The organism is Catellatospora sp. NPDC049609 (genome assembly GCF_040675365.1).
Taxonomy (GTDB): domain Bacteria; phylum Actinomycetota; class Actinomycetes; order Mycobacteriales; family Micromonosporaceae; genus Catellatospora.
In genome coordinates this window covers 13,133-38,757 of record NZ_JBFAOU010000037.1, presented here as the reverse complement: position 1 = coordinate 38,757, position 25,625 = coordinate 13,133, and the positions used below count along the sequence as shown (strand labels likewise).

Annotated in this window: 26 protein-coding genes and 2 riboswitches; of the genes, 16 read left to right on the top strand and 10 right to left on the bottom strand. The window is 71.3% G+C overall.

Annotated features, from left to right (window positions below):
* Positions 1-140: 140 nt before the first annotated feature.
* The 3 genes from AB0J67_RS13610 to AB0J67_RS13600 all read left to right on the top strand — a co-directional run bounded on the left by AB0J67_RS13610 (position 141) and on the right by AB0J67_RS13600 (position 2,690).
* Positions 141-356 (top strand): hypothetical protein, encoded by a 216-nt coding sequence (locus AB0J67_RS13610; RefSeq protein WP_363481009.1) that lies wholly within the window; start codon positions 141-143, stop codon positions 354-356.
* Entirely contained in the window at positions 323-640 is a 318-nt protein-coding gene (locus tag AB0J67_RS13605; protein ID WP_363481006.1) for a hypothetical protein, read from the top strand. Before AB0J67_RS13610 ends, AB0J67_RS13605 begins: the two co-directional genes overlap by 34 nt.
* An 85-nt stretch (positions 641-725) precedes the next feature.
* On the top strand, positions 726-2,690 hold the full coding sequence (locus AB0J67_RS13600; RefSeq protein ID WP_363481003.1) for a recombinase family protein: 1,965 nt from the start codon (positions 726-728) through the stop codon (positions 2,688-2,690).
* Here the strand turns inward: AB0J67_RS13600 and AB0J67_RS13595 are convergent.
* Positions 2,665-3,441, bottom strand: a complete 777-nt coding sequence (locus AB0J67_RS13595; RefSeq protein WP_363480999.1) for a peptidoglycan DD-metalloendopeptidase family protein — start codon at positions 3,439-3,441, stop codon at positions 2,665-2,667. The genes AB0J67_RS13600 and AB0J67_RS13595 overlap by 26 nt on opposite strands.
* A 26-nt stretch (positions 3,442-3,467) precedes the next feature.
* Positions 3,468-4,340, bottom strand: coding sequence for a M23 family metallopeptidase (locus tag AB0J67_RS13590; RefSeq protein WP_363480996.1), 873 nt, complete (start codon positions 4,338-4,340; stop codon positions 3,468-3,470).
* A gap of 249 nt (positions 4,341-4,589) precedes the next feature.
* Here AB0J67_RS13590 and AB0J67_RS13585 point away from each other — a divergent pair, with 249 nt between their 5' ends.
* On the top strand, positions 4,590-6,614 hold the full coding sequence (locus tag AB0J67_RS13585; RefSeq protein ID WP_363480993.1) for a BTAD domain-containing putative transcriptional regulator: 2,025 nt from the start codon (positions 4,590-4,592) through the stop codon (positions 6,612-6,614).
* A gap of 1 nt (position 6,615) precedes the next feature.
* On the opposite strand, the gene ftrA is transcribed toward AB0J67_RS13585, so the two are convergent.
* Positions 6,616-7,605, bottom strand: coding sequence for a transcriptional regulator FtrA (gene ftrA, locus AB0J67_RS13580; protein ID WP_363480990.1), 990 nt, complete (start codon positions 7,603-7,605; stop codon positions 6,616-6,618).
* A gap of 98 nt (positions 7,606-7,703) precedes the next feature.
* On the opposite strand from ftrA, the gene AB0J67_RS13575 reads away from it, so the two are divergent.
* From AB0J67_RS13575 to AB0J67_RS13565, 3 genes are all read left to right on the top strand, one after another.
* Positions 7,704-8,165, top strand: a complete 462-nt coding sequence (locus tag AB0J67_RS13575; RefSeq protein WP_363480987.1) for a rhodanese-like domain-containing protein — start codon at positions 7,704-7,706, stop codon at positions 8,163-8,165.
* A gap of 179 nt (positions 8,166-8,344) precedes the next feature.
* A riboswitch (cobalamin riboswitch) is annotated at positions 8,345-8,537 on the top strand.
* Positions 8,538-8,893: 356 nt separating this feature from the next.
* Positions 8,894-11,269 carry a ribonucleoside-diphosphate reductase subunit alpha gene (locus AB0J67_RS13570; RefSeq protein ID WP_363481048.1) on the top strand — a complete coding sequence of 792 codons (2,376 nt, stop codon included), beginning with the start codon at positions 8,894-8,896 and terminating at the stop codon, positions 11,267-11,269.
* Positions 11,260-12,279, top strand: a complete 1,020-nt coding sequence (locus AB0J67_RS13565) for a ribonucleotide-diphosphate reductase subunit beta (protein WP_363480984.1) — start codon at positions 11,260-11,262, stop codon at positions 12,277-12,279. Before AB0J67_RS13570 ends, AB0J67_RS13565 begins: the two co-directional genes overlap by 10 nt.
* 16 nt (positions 12,280-12,295) lie before the next feature.
* Here AB0J67_RS13565 and AB0J67_RS13560 read toward each other — a convergent pair whose 3' ends face one another.
* Positions 12,296-13,024, bottom strand: a complete 729-nt coding sequence (locus tag AB0J67_RS13560) for an HD domain-containing protein (protein WP_363480981.1) — start codon at positions 13,022-13,024, stop codon at positions 12,296-12,298.
* Positions 13,025-13,083: 59 nt separating this feature from the next.
* A complete protein-coding gene (locus tag AB0J67_RS13555) occupies positions 13,084-13,977 on the bottom strand; it encodes an MHYT domain-containing protein (RefSeq protein ID WP_363480978.1) in 894 nt (297 codons plus the stop codon).
* Between the two features lie 125 nt (positions 13,978-14,102).
* Between AB0J67_RS13555 and AB0J67_RS13550 the strand changes: the two genes are divergently transcribed.
* From AB0J67_RS13550 to AB0J67_RS13535, 4 genes are all read left to right on the top strand, one after another.
* Positions 14,103-14,738 carry a thymidylate kinase gene (locus tag AB0J67_RS13550; RefSeq protein WP_363481045.1) on the top strand — a complete coding sequence of 212 codons (636 nt, stop codon included), beginning with the start codon at positions 14,103-14,105 and terminating at the stop codon, positions 14,736-14,738.
* A gap of 15 nt (positions 14,739-14,753) precedes the next feature.
* Positions 14,754-15,701 (top strand): MurR/RpiR family transcriptional regulator, encoded by a 948-nt coding sequence (locus AB0J67_RS13545; protein ID WP_363480975.1) that lies wholly within the window; start codon positions 14,754-14,756, stop codon positions 15,699-15,701.
* Positions 15,694-16,614: an N-acetylmuramic acid 6-phosphate etherase gene (locus AB0J67_RS13540; protein WP_363480972.1), complete on the top strand. Its 921-nt coding sequence runs from the start codon at positions 15,694-15,696 to the stop codon at positions 16,612-16,614. The genes AB0J67_RS13545 and AB0J67_RS13540 overlap by 8 nt, the downstream gene beginning before the upstream one ends.
* A 554-nt stretch (positions 16,615-17,168) precedes the next feature.
* Positions 17,169-18,101, top strand: a complete 933-nt coding sequence (locus AB0J67_RS13535) for a sigma-70 family RNA polymerase sigma factor (RefSeq protein WP_363481042.1) — start codon at positions 17,169-17,171, stop codon at positions 18,099-18,101.
* A 104-nt stretch (positions 18,102-18,205) separates the two neighbouring features.
* Here AB0J67_RS13535 and AB0J67_RS13530 read toward each other — a convergent pair whose 3' ends face one another.
* On the bottom strand, positions 18,206-19,186 hold the full coding sequence (locus tag AB0J67_RS13530; protein ID WP_363480969.1) for an NlpC/P60 family protein: 981 nt from the start codon (positions 19,184-19,186) through the stop codon (positions 18,206-18,208).
* Positions 19,187-19,195: 9 nt separating this feature from the next.
* Positions 19,196-19,334: riboswitch (cyclic di-AMP (ydaO/yuaA leader) on the bottom strand.
* Between the two features lie 490 nt (positions 19,335-19,824).
* Between AB0J67_RS13530 and AB0J67_RS13525 the strand changes: the two genes are divergently transcribed.
* Both AB0J67_RS13525 and AB0J67_RS13520 read left to right on the top strand, forming a co-directional pair.
* Entirely contained in the window at positions 19,825-20,325 is a 501-nt protein-coding gene (locus AB0J67_RS13525) for a DUF6232 family protein (RefSeq protein ID WP_363480967.1), read from the top strand.
* A gap of 91 nt (positions 20,326-20,416) precedes the next feature.
* Positions 20,417-21,151 carry a PIG-L deacetylase family protein gene (locus tag AB0J67_RS13520; RefSeq protein ID WP_363480964.1) on the top strand — a complete coding sequence of 245 codons (735 nt, stop codon included), beginning with the start codon at positions 20,417-20,419 and terminating at the stop codon, positions 21,149-21,151.
* 77 nt (positions 21,152-21,228) lie between these two features.
* Here AB0J67_RS13520 and AB0J67_RS13515 read toward each other — a convergent pair whose 3' ends face one another.
* The gene (locus tag AB0J67_RS13515) at positions 21,229-22,278 is read right to left on the bottom strand and encodes a helix-turn-helix transcriptional regulator (protein ID WP_363480961.1); all 1,050 of its coding nucleotides are present in this window, start codon (positions 22,276-22,278) and stop codon (positions 21,229-21,231) included.
* Positions 22,279-22,352: 74 nt separating this feature from the next.
* Between AB0J67_RS13515 and AB0J67_RS13510 the strand changes: the two genes are divergently transcribed.
* The gene (locus AB0J67_RS13510; RefSeq protein ID WP_363480958.1) at positions 22,353-22,568 is read left to right on the top strand and encodes a DUF397 domain-containing protein; all 216 of its coding nucleotides are present in this window, start codon (positions 22,353-22,355) and stop codon (positions 22,566-22,568) included.
* Here the strand turns inward: AB0J67_RS13510 and AB0J67_RS13505 are convergent.
* Complete coding sequence (locus AB0J67_RS13505) at positions 22,565-23,359, bottom strand: DUF6082 family protein (protein ID WP_363480955.1); 795 nt, start codon at positions 23,357-23,359, stop codon at positions 22,565-22,567. The two genes, AB0J67_RS13510 and AB0J67_RS13505, sit on opposite strands and share 4 nt — an antisense overlap.
* A 94-nt stretch (positions 23,360-23,453) precedes the next feature.
* On the opposite strand from AB0J67_RS13505, the gene AB0J67_RS13500 reads away from it, so the two are divergent.
* Positions 23,454-23,663, top strand: coding sequence for a DUF397 domain-containing protein (locus AB0J67_RS13500; protein WP_363480952.1), 210 nt, complete (start codon positions 23,454-23,456; stop codon positions 23,661-23,663).
* Here AB0J67_RS13500 and AB0J67_RS13495 read toward each other — a convergent pair.
* Together AB0J67_RS13495 and AB0J67_RS13490 are read right to left on the bottom strand one after the other, a co-directional pair.
* Positions 23,660-24,424, bottom strand: coding sequence for a serine/threonine-protein kinase (locus AB0J67_RS13495; protein ID WP_363480949.1), 765 nt, complete (start codon positions 24,422-24,424; stop codon positions 23,660-23,662). The genes AB0J67_RS13500 and AB0J67_RS13495 overlap by 4 nt on opposite strands.
* Positions 24,425-24,491: 67 nt before the next feature.
* Positions 24,492-25,106, bottom strand: a complete 615-nt coding sequence (locus tag AB0J67_RS13490) for a thermonuclease family protein (protein ID WP_363480946.1) — start codon at positions 25,104-25,106, stop codon at positions 24,492-24,494.
* Between the two features lie 102 nt (positions 25,107-25,208).
* On the opposite strand from AB0J67_RS13490, the gene AB0J67_RS13485 reads away from it, so the two are divergent.
* Positions 25,209-25,622, top strand: coding sequence for an organic hydroperoxide resistance protein (locus tag AB0J67_RS13485; protein ID WP_363480943.1), 414 nt, complete (start codon positions 25,209-25,211; stop codon positions 25,620-25,622).
* The last annotated feature ends 3 nt before the right edge of the window (positions 25,623-25,625 follow it).

The following is a 25,625-nucleotide window of genomic DNA, read 5'->3' as shown; positions in this document are numbered from 1 at the left end:
CCGCGTACCGCCGGTGCGACACCGGCCCTATTTCCCGTTCACCACCAGACCACCGCCCGCGAAAGGCGGCACGGCACCCCGATCACGAGGAGGAACCGGATGCGCAGCAACCGCACACGCCCGACCTATCCCACCGGCATGTGGAGGCTGACATCACCACCCCAGAACCCGGCCCGGCCAGCCCACAGCGCTGCCCGCGCCGCGACAAGACCCAGCGCCGGCCCGAGCCGATCGAGGCCACCGTCGAGATCACCACGGTCACCGGCCCGCGAGCAGCCCGCCTTCAACACGAACAAACCCTGGCGATCAAGGAGGTGCTGGCATGGCTAGCCAGCCGCAACACCGCCGAGAACTGAGCCCCCGGCCCACCGCCGACACCGGTTCCCGGCCGACCCCGCACGAAAACCCGTCCACCGCTCAACGACCGCCCCTCGCGGCGGTCGTCCTGACCCGGGCGGGTCGCCCTCCCGACGACCCGGCCACCCCGGCAGCGTCCGGGCAGGCCCGCGAGCGTCTGCCCGCGTCCGTGCTGAACGGATTCGCCGACAAGATCCACCTCGACGACGAGTCCGGCCGACACGACCACCGGCAGATGGGCGGCTCGGCCCGCCGCCAGCGCGGCCGTCGGCAACGGCACTGACCCAGCGCCGGTCGAGGCACCCACCGAGGTCGCCTCGACCGGCGAACCATCCCACCGCACATCAGATGATCAAGGAGGTGCTGGCATGAACAGCCAGCCAGAAGAAGAGCGCCCACCCCTGGGCCCGGAAGTCTTCGGTCCGCGCCCAGACTCCCACCCCACGCCCTGGACCAGCATCTCGCCCCTGGTGCCAGGCCAGGTTCTCAACGTCGCACTGCTGTTCCGGGTGTCCGCCAGCGAGCTGCAGGATGTCGCCGGGTCGATCAACCGGCAGTTCGAGAACTGCAAGAAGCGGATCCTGCCGCTGATGGTGATCACCCGGATCTTCATCGACGTGGAGTCCGGTCGCATGGAGTTCGACGACCGAGGCGAGGGCACCGACGAACTACTGGCCCGCTTCAACGTCCCGCACCAGCGCGACGGCGGCATGCACGAGATGCTCCAGGAAGCCGGCCGCAAGGACCGCGCCTTCGACCTGGTCATCTGCGAAAGCGCCGAGCGGCTGGCCCGCGTCGTGTACTACAACACCAAGATCGAGCACGAACTGCAGCAGTTCGGTGTCGAACTCATCGCCGTCGACGAGGGCGAGAGCAAGTCCGGCCGCAAGGCCACCAAGATCCTGATCCGGCGGGTCAAGCAGGCCTTCGGCGAGATGTTCGCGATCCAGACCATGGAACTGGCCTGGGAGGGCACCGCTGAACACACCAAAGCCGGGTACAACATCGGCCGCGCACCCTACGGCTACCTGCCCGCCCGCGAACGCCACCCCGCCGCCGCGCGGGCCGCTCAAGGAGCGACCAAGACCCGCCTGGTGGCCGACCCGCAACGCGGCGAGGTGATCACCGAGATGTTCATGCTGCGCGTGAACGACGCCAAGACCTACCGGGAGATCGCCGACCTGTTCAACGCCGACCCCGACCGCTACCCGCCACCCATCCCCACCCGCGAGCACGGCGAGCGGCGCTGGCGGTGGCCGGTCGTGCGCGACATGCTCGCCAACCCCAAGTACACCGGCCACATGGTGTGGAATCGCTCCACCTACCGCGAAGGCGTCACCGTGCGCCGCAAGAAGCGCAAGCGCCCGGTCCGCCCCTCCGAGTGGATCTGGTCGCCCACCATCACCCACGAACCGCTGATCGACCTGCACACCTACCGGCAGGCCCAGATGATCGACCTCGGCCGCAGCGGATCCCGCAGCGGCAACCAGCCCAACAGCCACCCCGCGACCAAGACCACCTACAGCCTGCGCGGCTACGTCCGCTGCCCCGAATGCCACCGGCGCATGGTCGGCAAAGACAACAACGGCCGCCGCTACCTCACCTGCCGCGGACCCCGCAACAGCGACGACCAGCTCACCGACCGCGCCCCAGCACACCCCGGCACCGTCTACATCAGGGAGGAATCCATCCTGCAAGCCGTCAACGACGCCATCACCCGCCGCGTGTTCAGCCCCGAACGCGCCCAACTGCTCGCCGACCAGATCGCCGCCGCACCAGCTGCCGAACACGCCAAACAGCAGGCCGCGATCGAAGCCGCCCGACGTCACCTCACCGACATCGAACGGCGCCAGAAGAACCTGACCATCGACCTCGAACAAGCCGACCCCGACGACCGCACCTGGCGACAGCAGATCCGCACCCGCCACCGCGAACTCGAAACCGAACGACTCGACGTCGCCGAACGCATCACCGGCCTACAGGCCAAGATCCTGGACAGCCCGGCACAGGACACCACTCTGCTGGACGCCATCCCCACCACCACCGCCGTCAACCTGGCCGAGCTGCCGACCGAGGTGCAGAGACAGCTCTACGAAGCACTCCGACTCCAAGTGATCATGACCAGCCGCACCGCCGCCACCATCAAGATCACACTCGCCGGAGACGGCCCCACCGCAGCGGCCGCCATCGCCAAACAAGATCAAACAGCCGTAATCGACACCGCCACCGCGACGGTAGACCCGCATCCGCACAAACGTGCGGATGCGGGTCTACCCCGTATAGCGTTAAGAAGGTGCCCTTCCTTGCCTAGCAGCGGGGGACGCCGGGGATGAAGCCGTCGTATCCGGTGTAGACGTAGGCGTCCGAGATGAAGCGGCCGGAGCCGATCCGGTCCCAGATGTTGCTGGTGCCGTACGTGCCGGTGACCGTGGTGCCGGTGGTCTGGCACTGGATCGAGACGGTGGCGCCGTCGTTGACGGTGCCGACCGAGGCGTAGCCGGTGCCGGGGCCCGAGCGCACGGTCAGCGGCGAGCCCGCGGTGTTGACGGTGCCCTGCGCCGCCCCACCGCCGCAGCCGTTGTCGCTGGTGTAGTTCTTGGTGCCCCAGTAGAGGGCGGTCACGCCGTTGAACTTGATCTGGATGGCGGAGCCGCCGGAGCGCTGCTCGTAGTGCAGGTGGGGGCCGGTCGAGCCGCCGGTGGTGCCGACGTACCCGATGACGGTGCCGTACTTGACGGTCTGGCCCACGGACACGTTGAACGAGTTCAGGTGCGCGTAGTACGTGGTGTAGCCACTGCCGTGGTTGATCCGGACGTACTTGCCGTAGCTGGTGTCGCCCAGGTTGGTGACCACGTCGACGGTGCCGGGGGCGCTGGCCACGACGGGGTCGCCCTGGTCGTCGGTGCGGTTGAAGTCGATGGCGTTGGCGGGGCTGTGGTTGGTGCGGGTCTGGCCGGACCAGACCTGGTTGCACGGGAACGGGACCTTGAACGTGGGGGCGGCCATGGCCGGTGTGGCCTCGACCAGCACCGCCGCGCCGATGGCCAGGGCGGCGGTGGCCAGCCCCAGGACGCGCTTGAGCATGGGGGGTCTCCTCGGGGGTGAGAGGGTCACGCGCAGTGTTCGAATGCGGAGGTGTAGCTGTTGCCGCCGGCGCTGCCGCCCCACTTGACACAGCTGGGGGCGGTGCGGACGACGGGCCCGGCGTAGTACGAGTAGCTGCCGGAGTCGGTGGTTCTGCTCGCTCCCTGCGGCTCCAGGAAGGAACTGGTGGCGGTGGCCGTGCCGACGCTCGCCGTCTTCAGGGTCACGGTGCAGTTCTGGCCGGTCGAGCCCTTCCACAGCAGGTTCGCGGTGCCCGCGCTGCCCAGCTTCACCGAGTCGATGATCTGGAAGCCGGCGCCGCACACCTCCGCCGGGTCGTACGACGTGGCGCAGTTGTTGCTGGTCACGTTGGCCGAGCCGTACCCGAACGTGCTGCCGTTGAAGACGGCCTTGATGATGTGCGACTGGGAGCGGTCCGGGTAGCGCACCTCGTAGTGCAGGTGGGGCGAGATGCCGTTGCCCGGCTTGCTGGTGTTGCCCAGGGCGCCGATGGCCTGCCCGCGCAGCACGGACTGCCCGGCGACCACCGCCCGGCTGTCGAGGTGGGCGTAGTAGGTGAAGTAGCCGCCGCCGTGGTCGATGACGACCAGGTTGCCGTAGCCGTTGACGGAGCCCTGGTGCGCGGAGACCTCGACGGTGCCCGCCGCGGCCGCGACCACGGTGTCGCCCAGATCGGCCGTCGCGGTCGAGCCGCGATTGAAGTCGATCTCCCAGGAGACGTGGGCGCTGCTGTTGGTGCTGTTGCCGTTCCAGGTCTGGCCGCAGGGGAAGGGCAGCTGGAACGCGGGCGCGGCCTGCGCCGGCGCGGCGAGCAGGACGGAGCTCGCGATGCCGAGGATCAGCGCGGCGGCACCGGACAGGAGCCTGATGGGTCGCATGTGGCCGGTTCCTTTCCGTGGATGGTGGACAGGAAACCCGTTGGTGCCCGCCGGATCGCCTCCTCGGCGGCCCGCCGGTCAGGCGGGCCGGTCGGACGAGCCACCGGCGGTGGGGTGTGGACAGCGTCGCGACAGGCTCTCCAACGATTCTCCAGAACCACTACAGCCGTTCAGCCGAGTGCTCTGGTCCGATCGGCCGAGCACGCGTAGGCTCAGGCAATCGATCACGGATCGCGGGTGGTTGGGCGAATGTCGGACCGGCTGGAACTGCACATCCTCGGTTCCTTCGAGCTGTCCCGCGGCGGCGTCGCCGCGAACGTGGGCGGAGTGAAACCGCGCCAGCTGCTGGCGACGCTGGCGCTGCACCATGGCCGCACCGTCTCCGTGGACCACCTGATCGAGGTGCTCTGGCCGCACGACCCGCCCCGCTCCGCGCTGGCGAACGTGCAGACGTACGTCAGCGCCCTGCGCACCTGCCTCGGCGACCGGCTGCGCCGCCAGCCGCCCGGCTACCGGCTCGAACTGGTGCCGGACGAGCTGGACCTGCTGCGCTTCGAGGAGCACGCCCGCGGCACCGATCCGCAGAGCCTGGACGCGGCGCTGGCGCTGTGGCGCGGCGAGCCGCTGGAGAACCTGCCCCCCGCGCCGCTGTGGCGCAGCGAGATCGACCGGCTCGTCGAGCGGCGCCGCGCGGTGCGGCAGAGCCGGGCGCGGCTGCGCATCGAGGCCGGGCAGCCTGCCGTCGCCGTCGACGAGCTGCGCCGGCTGGTCGCCGAGGAGCCGCTGCGCGAGGAGGCGTGGCTGCTGCTGGTCACCGCGCTGCGCGACGCCGGCCACCGAGCCGAGGCGCTGGCGACGTACGCGGCCGCGCGCCGCACGCTGACCGAGGAGCTGGGCGTGGAGCCGGGCGAGCCGCTGCGCCGGCTGCACCGCACGCTGCTCGTCGAGGAGGAGGGCCCGCTGGCCCTGGGCACCCGGCTGGACGGGGCGGCCGCGCTGGTGCTGCGCGGGCTGGCCCGGCTCGGGATGGCCTCGGCGCCGTGCTGGGTGCCCGCCGCGCTGCTCGGCCGTCCGGAGGCGACGGAGGTGCTGGCCGCCCTGGAGCGGGCCCGCCTGCTGCGCCCGACCGGCCCCGACGAGCTGGGCCAGACGCGGTACGGGCTGCCGGTGCTGGTCGGCCTGCTCGCCCCGGACCTGCCGGGCGAGGCGATCGGCGCGGCGCTGACCCGCGCGCTCAGCGGCTACCTGAGCCTGGCCGAGCGCGCCGCGGGCGGGCTACCGCCGCAGGTGTTCGGCCCGGGGCTCACCGTCGCGGCGCGCTGGCCGGTGCCGGAGGCGGCGGAGCTGACCCGCGACCCGGTGCGCTGGTTCGCCGCGGAGCGGGAGTCGCTGCTCGGCGCGGTGGAGGCCGCCGCGGCGAACGGGCTGTCCGATCTGGCCTGGGAGCTGGCGCACGCCATGGTGCCCTGGTGCGACATGGGCGGGCACACCGCGGAGTGGGAGCAGATCCACCGCACCGCGCTGTCGGCCTGCCGGGCCGCCGGGAACCTGCTCGGCGAGGCGGTGACCCTGCGCGGGCTCGGTCAGCTGCACCTGTATCGCGACCACTACGAGGAGGCCGCGGAGGCGTTCAGCCGGGCCCGCCTGCTGTTCGCGCGGCTGGGCAACCTGTGCGGGCAGGCCGCGGCGCTGGCCGGGCTGGGCACCGGGCACCGCATCCGCGGCGAGCTGGACGAGGCGCTGGACTGCCACCGCCAGGCGCTGGAGGCGTACCGGCTGCTCGGGCACCGGCACGGTGAGGCCTACGCGCTCGGCGCGCTCGGCATGGTGCGGCTGGCCCGCGGCGACCTCGCGGAGGCGTACCGCGACTTCAGCGCCGGGCTGCGGATCGCCGAGGAGATCGGCGACGCGCACCGGACCGCGCTGCTGACCCGCCAGCTGGGCCTGGTCCGGCTGCGCAGCGGTGACCTGGCGCACGCCCGCGCCGACCTGGTGGCGGCGCTGGACCGGTTCGCGGTGCTCGGCGACGCGCACTGCGAGGCGTACTGCCTGACCGACCTGGCCGGGCTGGAGGCGCCCGAGGTGGCGGTGCGGCGGCTCACCCAGGCGCTGGAGATCTTCGAGCGGATCGGCGACCGGCGCGCTCAGGCGCAGACCGCGCGCCGCCTCGGCGAGTTGCACCGCGGCGACGAGCGCTTCGGCCTGTCCGACGCGTACCTGGCCGAGGCCCGCCGGTTGCAGTCCACCGTGGAGATGACCCGCACGCCCTTCTGAGTCAGGCGCGGCCGCGGAAGGTGCGCCGGTACGACGACGGCGAGGTGCGCATGCACCGGCTGAAGTGGTGCCGGAAGGTGGCCGGCGAGTCGAACCCGACCGCGGCGGCGACCTGCTCCACGGGGGAGTCGGAGGTCTCCAGCAGGGCCAGGCTGGCCGCGACCCGCTGCGCGATGAGCCACCGGATCGGGCTGGTGCCGGTGTGCCGGGCGAAGTGGCGCAGGAAGCTGCGCGGCGACATCCGAGCCCGTGCCGCCAGCGCGTCGACCGTCAGCGGCTCGGTGAGGTGGTCCAGCGCCCACGCCATCGCGCGGGCCACCCCGTCGTCGTCCACCACGTCGCGCACGGGCAGCTCGATGAACTGGGCCTGCCCGCCGTCGCGGTGCGGCGGCAGCACCAGCCGCCGGGCCACCGTGTTCGCGATCTGGGCGCCGTGGTCGCGGCGCACCAGGTGCAGGCACAGGTCCAGCCCGGCGGCGCTGCCCGCGCTGGTGACCACCTGGCCGGTGTCCACGTAGAGCACGTCCGGCGTCACCTCGACCAGCGGGTGGCGCTCGCGCAGCAGCTCGGCGTAGCGCCAGTGCGTGGTGGCCGCCCGGCCGTCCAGCAGCCCGGCGGCGGCCAGCGCGAACGCGCCGGAGCAGATGGAGACCAGGCGCGCGCCGCGCCCGGCGGCCGTACGCAGCGCCGTGACCAGGGCGGGGGAGACCTCGGCGCGCACGTCGGCGACCCCGGGCACGATCACCGTGTCGGCGGCGGCGAGCACATCCAGGCCGTGCTGTGCGGTGACGGCGAACCCGCCCACCGCGGGCAGCGCCGCGCCGGGGACCTCGGCACAGACGTCCAGGTCGTACCACGGCACGTCCAGCTCCGGGCGGGGCAGGCCGAACACCTCCACCACGCAGCCCAGCTCGAACGGGGCCATCCCGGCGAAGGCCAGCACCGCGATCCGGTGCCGGGGCCGGGTCTGGAGCGTCAGCGGCGTACCCATGGCGGGATCTTAGCGAACAGCGGCGTTGCCGCCACTCGTGGTCGGCAGCCGGCCACCGCGAGGATGAACGCAGTGATCGAGCAGTAGAGGAGCAGCTCATGTCCGCCGTACTCGGCACCGCCCCGGCCGCCGCCGCCGATGTCGCCGCCGCCCACTTCGCCGCCCGCCTGTCGTTCGAGGCCGACGTGTCCGACGTGCACGCCGACCTGGCCTCGGGTGCCGCCGGCTTCGTCCTGGTCGACTCGCGCTCGCGGGAGGCGTGGGAGCAGGGACACCTCCCGGGCGCGGTGCACCTGCCCACCGCGGAGATCGCCGCCCGTGCGGCGGCCGTGGTGCCCGCGGGCAGCGTCGTGGTCACCTACTGCTGGGGCCCCGGCTGCAACGGCGCCACCCGGGCCGCGCTGGCCTTCGCCCGCCTCGGCTACCGGGTCAAGGAGATGCTCGGCGGGTACGAGTACTGGGTGCGCGAGGGCTTCGACACGCAGACCCCGCTCGGGTTGCGCAAGCACGATGTGGACCCGCTCACCGCACCCGCGAGCGGCGCCGCCTGCGCCTGCTGAGGGCGGGACATAGACGCCCGTCGGGGTGGACCATCGACGACACGCCGAACTTCATATGGGGTCGCTTTCCTCGCGATGCCACTAGATGTAGTGTGAGCGCATCGCTGGTCCACCCCTCCGGTGTCCACCGGACACCGGGTCGAGGGGTGCCGCGCGAGCCGCCGGAACGCGGCCCGCGCAGAGGGAATCCGGTGCGAATCCGGAGCTGCCCCGCAGCGGTGAGTGGGAACGAAACCGTCCCGCGCCCCTCCCGCGAAGAGGGGTGCGGAGCAGCACTGGGCCGGTCCGGCCTGGGAAGCGACGGTCTAGGGGGTCTCCGCAGCACGGCGTCCGCGCCGCGCCGCCCGGCCGTGCCCACGAGCCCGAAGACCTGCCGGCGTGCGCGCCACGGCCCTGCCCGTGTCGCGCCCACGACCCTCCCGTCCGGCTGGACGGGACCGGTCGCGGACACCGGGCCGCGCGGGACGGTCCACGGTGGATGGCGCGTGTCCCCCCGGGGAGGGTGAGCGCCGTTCGCGTGCCCTCCCGCGCTTCGACGAGGGGGAGCGCACGCCTTGACCAGCACCACCTTCCACACCACCACCGACGCCGGCGCACCCGGCGAGACCACGCCCGGCTTGGCCGCGTCGCCCGAGAACGCGCCGCCCGGCACGGCCGCGTCGCCCGAGAGCACGTCGTCTGACACCACCGCGTCGCTCGCGCGGCTGCTCGCCGAGGCGGCCCGGGGGCTGCCCGATGTGGATCACAATACCGTCCTCACCCCGGTGGCAGCCGGTGTATGGCCCGGCGCGACCGAGGCCGACCTGCGGCTGCGCGCCATCGAGACCGCCGCCGCCATGGTCGTGCGGGAGCCGTCGTACAGCCGCCTCGCGGCGCGGCTGCTCGCGGTGCACATCGCCGAGGAGGCGGCCACCCAGGGCGTACACGACTTCGCGAGCTCCGTGCGGGCCGGGCACGCGGCAGGCGTGCTCGCCGACGACCTGGCCGCGTTCGTCGCCGCGCACGCGGCCGAGCTGGACCGGCTCGTCGACCCGGCCGCCGACGACCGCTTCGAGTACTTCGGGCTGCGCACCGTCTACGACCGCTACCTGCTGCGCCACCCGGTCACCCGCAAGGTGCTGGAGACGCCGCAGCACTTCCTGCTGCGGGTGGCCTGCGGGCTGATGGGCGAGGTCGGCGACGCGGGCACCGCCGGCCGCCGCCTGCCCGGCGACGTGGCCGAGGTCGCCGCGCTCTACGCCGTGCTCAGCCGCCTGGCCTACCTGCCCAGCTCGCCGACGCTGTTCAACGCCGGTGCCCGGCGCCCGCAGCTGAGCAGCTGCTTCCTGCTCGACTCGCCGCGCGACGAGCTGGAGTCGATCTACGACCGGTACGCCCAGATCGCCCGGCTGTCCAAGTACGCCGGGGGCATCGGGGTGTCGTGGAGCCGGATCCGGTCCCGGGGCTCGCTGATCCGCGGCACCAACGGCCTGTCCAACGGCATCGTGCCGTGGCTGCGCACGCTCGACGCCAGCGTGGCCGCGGTCAACCAGGGCGGCCGCCGCAAGGGCGCGGCGTGCGTCTACCTGGAGACCTGGCACGCCGATCTGGACGAGTTCCTGCAGCTGCGTGACTCGACCGGCGAGGAGAGCCGGCGTACGCACAACCTGCACCTGGCCAACTGGGTGCCGGACGAGTTCATGCGCCGGGTCGAGGCCGACACCGCGTGGTCGCTGTTCGACCCGAAGGACGTGCCGCAGCTGGTCGACCTGTGGGGCGAGGAGTTCGACGCCGCCTACCGCGCCGCCGAGGCCGCCGGGCTGGCCGTGCGCACGCTGCCCGCCCGGGAGCTGTACGGCCGGATGATGCGCACCCTGGCGCAGACCGGCAACGGCTGGATGACGTTCAAGGACGCGGCCAACCGCACCTGCAACCAGACCGCCGTCGCGGGCAACACGGTCCACCTGTCGAACCTGTGCACCGAGATCCTGGAGGTCACCAGCGACGGCGAGACCGCCGTGTGCAACCTCGGCTCGGTCAACCTGGCCGCGCACCTCGGCCCGGACGGCGTCGACTGGGACGCGCTGCGCTCGACCGTGCGCACCGCCGTGCGGGTGCTCGACCGCACCATCGACCTGTCCTACTACCCGACCGGCGAAGCGGCCGGGGCCAACAACCGCTGGCGGCCGATCGGCCTGGGCGTGATGGGCCTGGCCGACGTGTTCTTCGCGCTCGGCCTGGACTTCGACGCGCCCGAGGCGCTGGCCCTGTCCACCCGGCTGGCCGAGGAGATCGCGCTCGCGGCGTACGACGCCAGCGCCGACCTCGCCGCCGAGCTGGGCACCCACCCGTCGTACGCGGACACCCGCGCCGCGCGCGGCGTGCTGCACGCCGACCACTTCCCGGACGCGGTGTCCACCCGCCCGTGGGCGTGGGACGAGCTGCACGCGAAGGTGGCCCGCACCGGCCTGCGCAACTCGCTGCTGATCGCCATCGCGCCGACCGCGACCATCGCGTCGATCGCGGGCTGCGCCGAGTGCATCGAGCCGCCGGTGGCCAACGTGTTCAAGCGCGAGACGCTGTCGGGCGAGTTCCTCCAGGTCAACCGCTACCTGGTGGACGAGCTGAAGGCGCGGGGCCTGTGGACGGCGGCGCTGCGCGACCGGGTGCTGGCGGCCGAGGGCTCGGTGGCGGGCATCGAGGAGATCCCGGCGGAGCTGCGGCGGCGCTTCCGCACCGCGTGGGAGCTGCCGCAGCGGGCGCTGATCGACCTGGCCGCGGCGCGGATGCCGTACATCGACCAGTCGCAGTCGCTGAACCTGTTCATGGCCGCCCCGGAGATCGGCAAGCTCTCCTCGATGTACGCCTACGCCTGGCGCAAGGGCCTGAAGACCACCTACTACCTGCGCTCCCGCCCCGCGACCGCCATCGCCCAGACCACGGTAAGGAAGGGCACCCTCCCATCGCTTTCCGTAGCGGAAGGGCACCTTCCTAACGCGTCGCGTGCGACCGGACCGGCTGCCGCGTCCGCTCCGGCGAGCGCGCCGGGTGCAACGCTGCGCACCGCCGCGAGCCCGATCAACCTGAACCTGGAGAACCCGGAGATCTGCGAGGCATGCCAGTGACCACCCCGAAGAAGATGCTGCTCGACCCGGGCCTCGACCTGACCCTGCGGCCGATGCGCTACCCGGACTTCTACGAGCGCTACCGCGCCGCGATCCGCAACACCTGGACCGTCGAGGAGGTCGACCTCGGCAACGACCTGCCCGACCTGGCCGGGCTGTCGGCGGGGGAGCGGCACCTGGTGAACCGCCTGGTCGCGTTCTTCGCCACCGGCGACACCATCGTGGCCAACAACCTGGTGCTGAACCTGTATCGCCACATCAACGCCCCGGAGGCCCGGCTCTACCTGAGCCGCCAGCTCTTCGAGGAGGCGGTGCACGTGCAGTTCTACCTGACCCTGCTGGACACCTACCTGCCCGACGACGCGGAGCGGGCCAAGGCGTTCGCGGCGGTGGAGAACATCCCGTCGATCGCCCGCAAGGCGAACTTCTGCTTCGAGTGGATCGACTCGGTGTTCGACCTGCCCGCGCTGACCACGGCCGACGACCGGCGGCGCTTCCTGCTGAACCTGATCTGCTTCGCCGCCTGCATCGAGGGCCTGTTCTTCTACGGCGCCTTCGCGTACGTGTACTGGCTGCGCTCGCGCGGCCTGCTGGACGGGCTGGCGGCGGGCACCAACTGGGTGTTCCGCGACGAGTCGATGCACATGGACTTCGCGTTCGCGGTGGTCGACACGGTGCGCGCCGAGGAGCCGGAGCTGTTCGACGACGCCATGGGCAAGGCGGTGACCCGGATGCTGGAGGACGCGGTCGACGCCGAGCTGGCCTTCGCCGAGGACCTGTGCGGCGCCGGGCTGCCCGGGATGACCCTGGCCGACATGCGGGAGTACCTGCAGTACGTCGCCGACCAGCGGCTGGCCCGGCTCGGGCTGCCGGCCCGGTTCGGCTCGGCCAACCCGTTCCCGTTCATGGCGCTGCAGGACGTGCAGGAGCTGGCGAACTTCTTCGAGCGCCGGGTGACGGCGTACCAGGTCGCCGTCGGCGGCACGGTCAGCCTCGACGAGGACTTCTGACGGGGAGGCCGGGCCGCTAGTTGGTGCCGAGAATGGCCTGGAACCGCTGCTCGGCGAGGTCGAACTGGGCGAAGATGTGCGCCTTGACCTCGCCGAGCAGCGGCGTGTCCGGCCGGGCGACCAGCTCGCGCAGGGCGGGCACCAGCGGGGAGTACTTCGTCGCGGCCCGGCGCACCTTCGGCCCGATGGTGTGGATGACGCCCACGCCGTTGTCGGTGAAGTCGGAGACCTTGATGACGCGCGCCCACGGGTCGACGTCCAGCGACTCGACCACGTGCGTGCGGTACTGCTCGTCCTTGTCGCGGTCGAGGTCGTACTCCGGGTTGGTGACCGCGGCGACCAGCGAGGCGACCCGCGGGCCGAACCGCTCGGCGAGCACGGCCAGCGCCTGGTCCCGCGGTGGCGGCCCGCCCCGGTGCGGCTGGCCGGTGATGCCCCACGGCTGGTCCTCGACGGAGTCGTGCAGCAGCGCCGCGACCAGCACGTCCCGGTCGGTGATCCGGTAGTAGTGGATGATCCGGATCGTGACGCGCAGCAGGTGGTTGAGGTAGGGCTCGCGCACCCGCCGCTGCTCGGCGTGCAGCCGCGCGGCCAGCTCCAGCGCCTGCTCGAGCACCGCTCGGTCGTCGTCGGGCAGCCGCTCGATCTCCAGCCGGAACCGGTCGCGCAGCCCCTGCTCGCCGAGCACCTCGGTGATGGCGTGCAGGGGCATGGTCATGAGGTACGCCGGCGCGGTCGCGTCCATGCCGGTGTTTATATCCGATCAGCGCGTACCGCGCCGTCCCTCCGATATGGACGCGACAGTCAGCGGGGCACCTTGGTGCGGTTGCGGTCGGCCAGCGCGCGGGCCAGGCTGAACGGCTGGTTGACGGGCGCGCCCGCGTCGGCACCGGCACGCGGACCAGGGATGACGGTGCCGGAGACGGCGGCATGCTGGCCGACCCGCGCCGGCGCGGTGCCGTCGAACTCCTCCTGCGTCATGGCCTGCAGTGCGCTGAACATCACACCGATCAGGCACAGCGCCGACAGCAGCACGATCGGCACGATCAGCACGAACGGGCTGAGCCCGGCGACCTCGCCGGTGCCGTCGGTGTCCAGGGTGATCCGCACCGCCGCCATCGCGGTGTAGTGCATCCCGCACACGGCCACGCCCATCACGGCCGCGGCGGCGGTGATGGCGCGCATGCCCGACACGGTCACCGTGAACCACAGGGCCACCGTCGCCGCCACCACGGCGATCATCACCGAGGCGCCGACCAGGCCGAGGTCGTAGCTGACGTCGCCGGCCACCCGCATCGCGGCCATGCCGGTGTAGTGCATCGCCACCACGCCGAGCCCGGTGAAGCCGCCGCCGGCGACGATCCGCAGCGCCGACTTGCGCCCCTGCCCGGCGATGAACAGGCCGATACCCACCGTGACGACGGCGAGCGCCAGGCTGATGAAGGTGGTGACCGCGTCGTAGCGGACCGGGCTGGCCGGCACGTCGAAGCCGATCATCGCCATGAAGTGCATGAGCCAGATGCCGGTGCCGCCGATCGACAGCGCCGCGATGATCAGCCACCGGGCGCGCCGTCCCGCGCTCGGCGCGCGCCGGGCGCGGGCGGTGCAGACCAGGCCGAGCAGCGAGCCGATGAACGCCATCAGGTACGCGGTCACCGGGTTGAACCAGCCGTACGCGAAATGGTGCACTTCTGCCATGGGAGCGCCTCCGGGCGGTAGCCGAGGACGCCATTGCGCCATGGAAGTTGCACGCGCCATCGCACAGCGTGTCCGTGCCCGCACTGTGGATCACCGCGTGGCGGGCGCAGGGTAGCGTCTGGTGCATGGCAGGCACGAGTGCGTCGGTGATCGCCCTGGTCGGCATCGACGGCTCGGGCAAGACGACCCAGGCGATCCGCCTGGCCGCGGCCCTGGTCGCGGCCGGCATCCCCGCCCGGTACGGCCCCAACCCGGGTGGCCGGCGCTTTCTGGGCCGGATCGCGCGCCGGCTGGGGCGCGAGGACGCGGTGGCCCTGGTCGGGCGGCCCGGCCTGCTCGTCATCGAGGCGGTGCTGCGCTGGCTGGCCATCGCCCGGTCGCTGCTGGCGGCCCGGGTCACGGGCCGGATCGCGGTGATGGACCGGTACACGCCGTGCCAGCTCGTGAGCATTCGGGCACACGGCGGCGGCGACCGGCTGGAGCGGTTGGTACGCGCGGCGTATGCCCCGTTCCCCCGGCCGGCTGTCATCATCTTTCTCGACGTCCCGCCCGACCTGGCCTACGACCGGATCGAGCAGCGCGGCGACGACCACGAGGACATCGGCTATCTGAACGCGGGCCATGCGGCCTACAAGGACGTACTGTCGGATGCGGTACATGTCGACGGCAGTGGTGATCCCGACGCCGTCGCTCAGGCCGTTTGGGCAGCCGTCTGGCCGGGCATCGGACACGGTTTGGCAGTTGACGCCGGGCAGTCGTGAAAGTAAGTTTCAACCGTGGCGAAGAAGTCGAAAGTTTCTGAGGAGAGCGACGGTGCCGCGCGCGCCGCGCAGGAGCCGGCCGGTCTGATCGTTCAGATCAACGGCCTGCTGCCCGCACTCTCCCCGGCGGAGCAGCGCGTCGCGCGTCTCGTGCTCGCCGATCCGGCCGCTTCGGCTCGCCGCACCATCACCGACCTGTCCGCCGCCGCGGAGACCTCCGAGGCGACGGTCATCCGGTTCTGCCGCTCCATCGGCATGTCCGGCTACCCGCAGCTGCGCATCCGGCTCGCCGCCGAGGCCGCGCGCCGGGTCGAGCCGGCCGACTCCCGGGTGGTCGGCGGCGACATCCCGCCGGGCGCCGACATGGCGCAGATCATCGCCACCATCGCCTTCAACGACGCCCGCGCCGTCGAGGAGACCGCCGAGCAGCTCGACCCCGAGGTCTGCGACAAGATCGTGGACGCGCTGGTCAAGGCGTCCCGCGTCGAGGTCTTCGGCGCCGGCGCGAGCGGCTTCGTCGCCGCCGACTTCCAGGCCAAGCTGCACCGCATAGGCCGCGTCGCGTACTACTGGCCCGACCTGCACACCTCGCTCACCTCGGCGGCCCTGCTCGGCCCCGGCGACGTGGCGCTCGGCATCTCGCACACCGGCACCACCGCCGACACCATCGACGTGCTGGAGCGGGCCAAGGCGGCGGGCGCGGTCACCGTCGCGCTCACCAACTTCCCGCGCTCGCCGATCTGCGACGTCGCCGACTTCGTGCTGACCACCGCGGCCCGCGAGACGACGTACCGGTCGGGCGCCATGGCCAGCCGCCTCGCGCAGCTCACCGTGGTCGACTGCCTGTTCGTGGGCGTCGCCGCGCGCACCCGCGCCAAGGCACGCAAGGCGCTCGAGGTCACCGCCGAGGCGGTGCGCGGACGTCGTATCGGCACCTCGCGCCGCCGGTCCGGCGATGCCTGAGCTGCCCACCGCTTCGGTCCGCGTCAGCGCCCCCACCGAACAGCGGTACGCACCCAGCGCCAACCTGGACATGCTCGACACCCGGCAGATCCTGCAGGTGATCAACGACGCCGACCGCACCGTCGCCGAGGCCGTCAGCGCGGCGCTCGACCCGCTCGCGATCACGGTGGAGGACGCCGTCGCGGCGCTGCAGCGCGGCAACCGGGTCCACTACGTCGGCGCGGGCACCTCCGGCCGCCTGGGCGTGGTCGACGCGGCCGAGCTGCCGCCGACCTTCAACGCCCCGCCGAGCTGGTTCTGCGCGCACATCGCGGGCGGCCCCGGCGCGCTGCTGGCCGCCGTCGAGGACGCCGAGGACGACACCGAGGCGGGCGCCGACGAGATCGCCCGGTGCGCACGCACCGGTGACGTGGTGGTCGGCATCGCGGCCAGCGGGCGCACCCCGTACGTGCTCGGCGCGCTGCGGGCCGCGGGCGAGCTGGGCTGCCGGACCGCGCTCATCGCGGCGGACCCGCACGCCGCGGCGTCGGCCTGGGTCGACGTCTTCGTCGGCGTCGACACCGGCCCGGAGGTGGTCACCGGCTCCACCCGGATGAAGGCCGCCACCGCACAGAAGCTGCTGCTGAACGCCTTCTCCACCGCGGTGATGGTGCGCCTGGGGCGGGTGTTCTCCAACTTCATGATCGACATGGTGCCGACCAACGCGAAGCTGCGCGGCCGGATGCTCAACATCCTGGTCGAGGCGACCGGCCACGACGAGGACGAGTGCCGCCGCACCCTGGACGCGGCCGGCGGCGACCTGCGCGCCGCCCTGGTCGCGCTGCTGGCCGGCCGCGAGGTCGCCGCGGCCCGCGGCGCGCTGGCCGGCCACGGCAACCGCGTCCGCGACGCCGTAGCCGCCCTCACCGAGTAACCCACCGGAAGATCGCTGTTTCAGGTCAGAAACTGTGCTCAGAGTGCACTTTCTGACCTGAAACGGCGATCATCACCCCAGTCCGCCCTCAAGATCTGCCGACTTGCCAGGCAAGTGGGCGAAAGCGCGCTCAAGATACGCCCATGTGCCTGGCAAGTCGGGTGATCGGGGCGGCCGTTCGTGGGTTTTTGATGGCCGAATGGGTGTGCTTTTCACTCCTTGGGGTATGCGGGTCATGCGATCAGGTGCGCTTGGTGTGGAACCGTGCAATAGCGCGCCCAGTTCGGCGTCACAAGAAATGGCGACGCAGGTCACAGCGTTGTAGTGATGTGGGTCGCTGTACCCTGCGCCGCTGTCTGGTGTCATAAATAGGGCATTGCGGACCGAGCGGCTCGCGTCCAGCGAGTCGGTATGTCGGTATCAGCGAGTTCACAGCTTTTCGTGACAGTTTCGATGGGCAACGCGGAATCATTCGCAGGCGTCATCTGTTGTGAAGGTGTCAGTACCGCAAGGCCCTGCGGCGATTACGTGGGAGGGACCCGAACGTGGAGAACATGACCATGCTGCGCACCGACCAGGTGGCTGAGGAGCGCGACCTCGTCGGTGTATACCTGCACGAGATCTCACGTACGCCCCTGCTGGATGCCGCGCAGGAGGTCGACCTCTCGAAGGCGATCGAAGCAGGCCTCTACGCGGAGCACCTGCTCGAGGCGGACAAGCTCCGGCGCGGCCTCAAGCGCGACGAGCTGGAAAAGCTGGTGAGCGAGGGCGAGCACGCCAAGGACCTGTTCATCCGGGCGAACCTGCGCCTGGTGGTCTCGATCGCGCGCCGCTACGTGCGATCCGGCATGCCGATGCTCGACCTGATCCAGGAGGGCAACACCGGCCTGGTGCGCGCCGTCGAGAAGTTCGACTACGTGAAGGGCTACAAGTTCTCCACGTACGCCACCTGGTGGATCCGGCAGGCGATCAGCCGGGCCATCGCCCAGCAGGAGCGCACCGTGCGGCTGCCCGTCCACCTGGTCGAGGACGTCAACCGGATGCGCAACGTCGCCCGCCAGCTCACCCGTGAGCTGGGCAGCGAGCCGGAGCCGGAGCAGATCGCGACCGCCCTCGGCGTGACCGTCGAGCGGGTGACCGAGCTGATCCGGTGGTCGCAGGACACCGTGTCGCTCGACACCCCGGTGGGTGACGACGGCGACACCAACCTCGGTGACCTGGTCGCCGACCGCGACACGCCCAGCCCGGAGGAGATCGTCCTCTCGGCGCTGGAGCGCCAGCGGATCGAGGGCCTGCTCAACCACCTCGACGACCGTTCCGCCGGCATCATGCGGGCGCGCTACGGCCTGGAGGACGGTCGCGAGCACTCGCTGACCGAGGTGGCGTCGCGGTTCTCGCTGTCCCGCGAGCGCATCCGCCAGCTGGAGATCCAGGCGCTGGGCCGGCTGCGCGAGCTGGCCCGCGCGGAGGGCCTGCAGGCGGTCTGATCCCACATCTCCCTCACACGACGAAGGCCCCTTCCGGGACACCGGGAGGGGCCTTTCGCCGTCTGAACGAGGCTCCGGCAGTGCCGCCGAAGACTCGCTCAGGGCTACAGCCTGACGCGGCCGTAGCCGTAGGGGGTCATCATGTCGACGCTGGCGATCTTGACCACCTCGCCGGTGGTCGGCGCGTGGATCACCTTGCCGCCGCCGACGTAGAGCGCCACGTGCCCCAGCCCGGAGTAGAAGACGAGGTCGCCCGGGGCGAGCTGGGAGCGCTTGAGGTGGCTCACCTCGCGCCACTGCGTCGCGGCCTGGTGGTAGAGGCTCACGCCGGCCGCGCGCCACGCGGCCAGCGTCAGGCCCGAGCAGTCGTACCCGTCGGGACCGTCGGCGGCCCAGACGTACGGCTTGCCCAGCGCCTTGTACGCGTACTTCACGGCGATGCCCGCCTTGCCCGCGTACGCCGGCACCGCGCCGGTGTACGTCGAGGCGGCCTCGTCGGTGAGCCCGGCCCTGCGGCGCAGCTCCTTGAGCTTGTCGAGGTCACGCTCGACGGTCTTGCGCTGGTCGGCCAGCGCCTTGACCCGGGTGGCCTGCTCCTGCAGCTGCGCGTCGAGAGCCGCCTTGGCCGCGAACCGGTCACCGGCCGCGCGGTGCGCCTCGTCGAGCTGCTTCTGCTGGGACTGGGCGAGCTGGTCCAGGGTGCTCAGGCGGGCCAGCAGCTCGCCGTCGGTCGAGCTGTCCAGCAGGGCGTTCCAGCCGCTGAAGCCGCCCGTGCGGTACGCGGTGGCGGCGATCCGGGCGACGTTGGCCTGCGCCGCGTCGGCCTTGACCTCCAGCGGCCCGAGCTCCTCGGCCAGCCGCGCGACCTCGGCGCGGGTCTGCTTGAGCTGCGTGTTCAGCTTGTTGTACTGCTCGACGATCTTCTCCAGCTGCGTGGACTTCTGCGTGATCTGCTTGCGCAGGTCCGCCGCGCTGGGCTCGGCGTGGGCGGGGGTGCCGGATACCAGCAGCCCGATGATCAGTGCTCCGGCGGGGGCGAGCAGGCGCGCGGCGGCGCGCCAGCCCCTGCCATGGGGGGATGACAAGGTATGGGTGGCCCTTCTCCACAGCCGCCTACCGGGTTAGCTGACGGGTTCGGGCGAAGGGCGCCCTACTGCGGTCACGGAAAGTGACCGCTGATTCACCCCGGTGAACGTGGTTCCCCGGCTCGCCGCGTCCGGACGAAATCGATCGTCACGATCGCTTGGCGACTCGGCGGCGCTGGTCCGATGCCGCCCGGGGGTGGGCGGCGGACAACCGGTCCAGTACCGGCCACCGTATCCGCGTAATACGCCGGACCCAAGTGCTCACTGACCGATGTGCCCGAACTGCGGGGCATTACGAAGAAAATCACCTCACTTTGGGTGAGGCCTGAACGCACATTAGGTTCGGGAACGTGCCAACCTGCCAGGTGGCTGATTGAGAGACTTCACAACGATTGCTGTCTCGGTCACACTGAGGTCACGAGGCAGCCGCAGCGTCCGGAGCGCACCAGCTCACGGCAGCGGCTCGACAGCGCGAAGAGACCGGCACCCGGCGGCCACCGGATACCGGTCTCGGGTCCACCACATGCCAGGCGTCGCCACCTGCGGGCACAACCACCAGCCGAGCCCGCGAAACAAGCAGTTGGGAGACTTCGATGAAGCCTACACGGGCGCCGGATCGGCCACCAGAACAACGGATCATGACCATCGGCCCCGGGCTGCACTTCTCGTCGACCTGCTTCCAGGTCGGCGGCCGTCACTTCACCCTCACCGCGCTGGACAGCGTCCACATCCGACAGGCCGGGCACGACCCGCTGACGCGCCGGGCCGGCGCCATGGCCGCGGGCGGAGTCGTCCTGCTCGGCGTGTTCGCGCCGCTGCTGCGGCCGGCCGGCATCGTCGCCGCGGTCGCCGTGCTCAGCGGCCTCGCCGTGCTGACCCTGATCAGCTCCCGCCGCCGCCCGCGCCGCCTGGAGCTGTGGGCCGACTACCACGGCCACCCCACGCAGCTGTTCGTCAGCGACGACTGGTGGCTGTTCCACGGCGTGGAGCGCCACCTGCGGCGCGTGCTCGCCGACGCCCGCCTCGGCCACTTCAACCTGCCGCAGCGCCCCACCCGCGGCGTCCCGCACCCCTCGGTGATGCACCCCTCCCGGCTCACCCCCGGCGGCCGCCGGTCCGGCTGGGAACGCGCCGCGTGACCCGGCGGGCTGCCTCGCACCCCTCAGGCGCTGCCGCGCACCTGCGGCAGCGCCTGATCATCTGCGCCGGCCGCGGCATATGCTCGGCCGCATGAGCTTCCCGCCCTCCGCCACACCCTGCCAGGACGTCCAGCGCGTGCTGTGCGTCTTCGCGCACCCCGACGACGTCGACTTCGGCGCGGCCGGCACGGTGGCGCACTGGGTCGACCAGGGCATCGAGGTGTCGTACCTGCTGGTCACCCGGGGCGACGCGGGCGGCTTCGACGACACCCCGCGCGAGCGCATGCCGGCCCTGCGCGAGGCCGAGCAGCGGGCGGCCGCCGCCGCCGTCGGGGTCAAGCAGGTCGACTTCCTGGAGGGGTACGCCGACGGCTCCGTCACGCCCAGCCTCCAGCTGCGCAAGGAGCTCGTCGCGGCGATCCGCCGGGCGCGGCCCGACCGCATCCTGACCAGCTCCCCGCTGCGCCGCTGGGACCGCATCGCCGGGCCGAGCCACCCCGACCACCTGGCCGTGGGCGAGGCGACCACCTGCGCGGTCTACCCCGACGCGCGCAACCAGTTCGCGCACCCCGAGTTCGCCGCGGCGGGCCTGGACGCCTGGACCGTCCGCGAGATCTGGTACGCCGGCGGGCCCGACCCGGACCACGCGGTGGACATCACCGACACCTTCGACCGCAAGCTCGCCGCGCTGCGGGCACACGTCTCGCAGACCGCGCACCTGACCGAACTCGACTCGATGCTGCGCGAGCGGCTCGCCGGGCTCGCGGAGTCGCTGGGCCTGCCGGGACGGCTGGCCGAGGCGTTCACCGTCGTCCACACCGAGTAGCGCTCAGCGCAGCTTGCCCGCGTTCCAGGAAGCGGTGTGTGCCGGTAGGCCGCACCGCGGTCACGCGCGGGCGTTGCTCACTCCGCGGCGACCGCCGCCGAGCGTTGCCGCAGCGGCTCCCGCACCACCGCTGCAGCCGCTCGCCTCGGCGGATCCGCGCCTGCCGGCCCCGTCCTCAAGTCCTCGGCGGCCCGGGCGATGAAGGCCAGCGAATCCGCCTTGCTCAGCGCTGCGCTCGTCAAACGGTCGAAGGCTTCGCGATACGGCGCAATCGTCTCTTCTCGGTCTAGGACCTCTCCCATGTCCTGGGCGGTCGGGCTGTTGTTACTGAACTCGAGGTAGACCACGTCGAAGTCCGCACCGTAGGGGAACGACATCACCACGAATGCCGGCTCCAGCACGTGCAAGCCCGCATGGAACGGCAGCACCTGAACATGAATGTTGTCCCGGCTGCCCAGATGGATCAGATGTCGCAGCTGTTCCCGCTGCGTATGGGCGTCCCCGTTCGTGCGGTAGAGCGTTCCCTCGTCGAGAACCACCTGGATCTGCGGCGGGTCGGGACGATCGAGCACCTCCTGCTGTCGGCGCATCCGGATCGCAATGAGGTTCTCGGCATTGTCTGGTGATGTCACGTGGCTGGCCAGCAGGACGGATCGTGCGTAGGCCTCGGTCTGGAGCAGTCCAGGGATGACCAGGAGCTGATAGAAACGCAGCTCCGATGCCCCGTCCTCCAGCCCGATGTAGGTGGAGAGTTTGGAGGCGTTTGCGCCCGCCTCCTTCCACCAGGTGCGCTCGCGCGCGGTGCGTGCCAGTGACTCCATCTGCGATACCTCAGAGGGGTCCTGGATGCCGTAGAGCTGCATCAGTGCTTTCACGTCCGTGACCGTCATGCGGACGCTGCCGTTCTCCATCCGGATGACCTTCGACAGGGACCAGTCCAGAGATTCTGCCACCTGTTCCTGTGTCAGGTCAGAGGAGTCGCGCGCGGATCGCAGCGCGTTGCGCAGGCGGAGCCGGGCGACTGCTGGATTCGTCCTGGGACTCACCTGCCAGCCCACCTTCACGAAGTGGTTGATCTGAGGTGCCGCGACACGCCACATGGCAATGTGACCATGGCTGCTTGCCACCCTTCAATCTAAGGAGTTTAACCTGGACACTGTCCTATCTGCCAGCGCGCGGGCGTGCTGGCAGACCGCCATTCATGTTGATCTTCGGAGAGAAGATGACGTCAGTTCAGGGCGCGACCTGGCAGAAGAGCAGCCGCTGTGACTCGGTGACGTGTGTGGAGGTCGCCGTGTTGCCGGGGGCCGTCGGCTTGCGCGACTCGACGATCCCGCAGCAGCACATCACGCTGTCGCCGGAGTCGTTTCGATCCTTCATCGAGGGTGTGAAGGCCGGTGAGTTTGATCTAAGCTAGATCGACTTCTCGGCCGGCATCGTCACCTCCTCCGGTGATGGTGCCGGCTCGTTCGTTTTGTGGGTGGCCTCACTATTCGCAGGCATCGCAAGGTCCTGGGCGGCCTGCCATTGCTGCTCGACGATCTCGACGAACTTCCGTTCCGGTCGGCGCCTATTCCCGGTCGCATAGTCGGAGCGCACCTTCTGCCACCACGCGCGGGCTTCGGCGTTTTGGAAGATGATCCCCATCTGCAGCCCCAGTGCGACATCGGAGATGTCCTCCGTCAGGTAGCTCGACCTGAGGTACATGAACGTCATGTTGCGATATATCGCTCGTCTCCAGAGAAGGCGATCGCCCTCCCCTGCGTCCGGGGGCAGCGAGGTTGCCAGGGTCGGATCGTCGAGCTGCATCTTCATCAGCTCGAACTGCATGGAACGCGCGGCCTCCTGCTGACCGATGCGAGCCTGCCGGAGTCCGATGACCGTGGACAACACAATTCCGATCAGCGCGAACGAGGACAGGATCGCGGATGCCGCACCGTAAGTCTGGCCGACGTCGCTGAGCAACGCCCAGTCGCCTGACATCGCCTTGGTGGCCAGATCGAGGAGCATGGGAGCCAGCAGTACGAGCCCGATAAGCGCAATGGTGGTGAGAACGGCAAGTGCGTTTGTTGCTGACAGGGCAGAACCACGCCTTAGCATGTGCTCATCGTCGTCAATCGTTGACGGCCGCGTCAATGATCTCGTCACGTGTTGGGGGACGAAAAGGGCAATGGCGCGCCCGGCCGGCGGAGACACGGAGGTCGCCATTTCGAATCGTAGGATCCGGCTTTCGGCTCGGCCGTAGGCCTGTCCTGATTGAACCCCATGGCCCATGATGGAAGTTTGACGAGACCGATGGGCGGTGAATGGTGTTGAGCGGCCCCCCAGGCACTGGCGAAAGTCGTCGCGGTGTGAGTCCGGGCACTGCCTCGAGGTGTGTTTCGAGGGCGGATCGGTCCTGCTGCGGGACTCGAAGGACCCGGACGGGCCGGTCCTGACCATCAGCGCGGACGAGTGGCGGGCCTTCACGGACGGCGTCCGCAGGGGTGAGCTGGGCGGCGAACTCGCCTAGTGCAGGGCGTTGCCCACGATGGTCCACAGTCGCAGTGCCGCCTCCCGGGCGCTCGGCCGCGCCAGCGAGTTCTTGTTCATGCAGGCGCGGCAGAGGTCGGAGACGGCCTGCGGCAGCCCCGGCACCGTGAGCACCGGCGTAGGCGCGAGGTGGCGCAGCGCGCCGGTGTCCTGCGGGCTGCGGTGCGGGCCCGAGTACGGCGACTTGCCGGTGAGCGACTGGTAGAGCAGCGCGCCGAGGGCGTACACGTCGTCGGCGGGGCTGGCGAAGGTCGGCGTGCCGGTGCCGATCAGCTCGGCCAGCCCGAAGTCGACCACCTTGGGGCCCTTGGTGGTCAGCATGACGTTGCCGGGGGTCAGGTCGCGGTGCACCACGCCCCGGCGGTGCGCGACGGCCAGCACGTCCGCGGCGGTGGCCGCGACCCGGACCGCGCCGGTCCAGGGCAGCGGGCCGCCGGCGAGCACGTCCATCAGCGCCTCGCCGCTGAGCAGCTCCAGCGCCAGGAAGCCGAAGTCGCGGCCGTCCGGGCCGGTCTCCACGCCCACGTCGATCACCTTGGGCACGTGCGGGTGGCGCAGCCGGTCGGTCATCGCGGCCTCGTGCCGGATCAGGCGGGAGTAGTGGCTGTCGACCACCTTGACCGCCAGCCGGGCGCCCTTGGCGGCGTCGACCGCCTGGTACACAGTGGATACTCCGCCCCGGGCCAGTGGCCTGGTCAGCACGTATCGCCCTGCCAGAGCCGTGCCGATGGGGACATCCACGGGCGGGATTCTTCCGCACTTGCAGGCGATAAGCCATCGCAGCTACTTGAAATCTTCGCTAAATGTCTTATGTGCCCTCGCAGCTGCCCCAGAGCCCGCGGCGCTGGGCGCGCGCCGCGGCGACGGCGTCGTGGATGCCGCGCTGGTGGGCGAGGTTCGGCCGGACCGCGCGCTCGCGTACGGCGCCCCGGGCGGCCAGCTCGGCGTTGACGAAGCGGCCGTCGGCGGTCCAGGCGTAGACCAGGTAGCGCTGGTACGGGTCGCGGCGCTCGGTGTCGGGGAGCACCCACAGCTCGGCGCCGGGCGGGGCCAGCCGCCGCAGCTCGGCGCGCGCGGTGTCGGCCCAGCACTGCGGCCCGCCGTCGGTGCTGGGCAGCTCCGGCGCGTCGATGCCGAGCAGGCGCAGCTGGGCCGCGCCGGGCACGTCGAGCACGGCACCGGACGCGGCGGCGGTGACCTGGAGCGAGTCGCCGTCGAGCGGGAAGTCCACCCGCACCGGCTGGGCGCCGGCGGGTGGCCCGGGGTTTGACGGCGCCGGAGTGCCTGGGGCGCCGGGCGGGCTGCTGCGCAGCGTCCACCAGAGCCAGCCGCCCGCGGCGAGCAGCAGCACCACCAGCCAGAACGCGGTCGCGCGCAGCTCGCGGCGGCGCGCGGTGCGCCGTACCCCCCGCCACGGGCTCATCGTCGCAGAGCGCGCGCGGGAGTCAGGGCCGTTCCCGTGCGGTGACTCTGATCGCACACTGTTTAATTGTGTACAACTGAAAATCCGGCTAGCGTCGGCGGCATGACACCTCTCTATACCGCAGTGGCGACCGCGACCGGAGACGGCCGCGACGGCAAGGTGCGCAGCTCGGACGGGCTGCTCGAAACCGCCGTGGCGACCCCGGCCGAGCTGGGCGGCGCCGGCGGGGCGACCAACCCCGAGCAGCTGTTCGCCGCGGGCTACGCCGCCTGCTTCCACTCCGCGCTGCGCGTGGTCGCCCGGCGGGCCAAGGCCGAGCTGGGCGAGACCGAGGTCACCGCGCGGGTCGGCATCGGCCGCGCGGGCACCGGGTTCGGGCTCGCGGTGACGCTGGAGATCGCGCTGCCGGGCGTGCCCGCCGACACCGCGCGGCAGCTCGTCGACGCGGCGCACCAGGTCTGCCCGTACTCGAACGCGACCCGCGGCAACATCGACGTCGAACTCGTGCTTCGCTGAGCA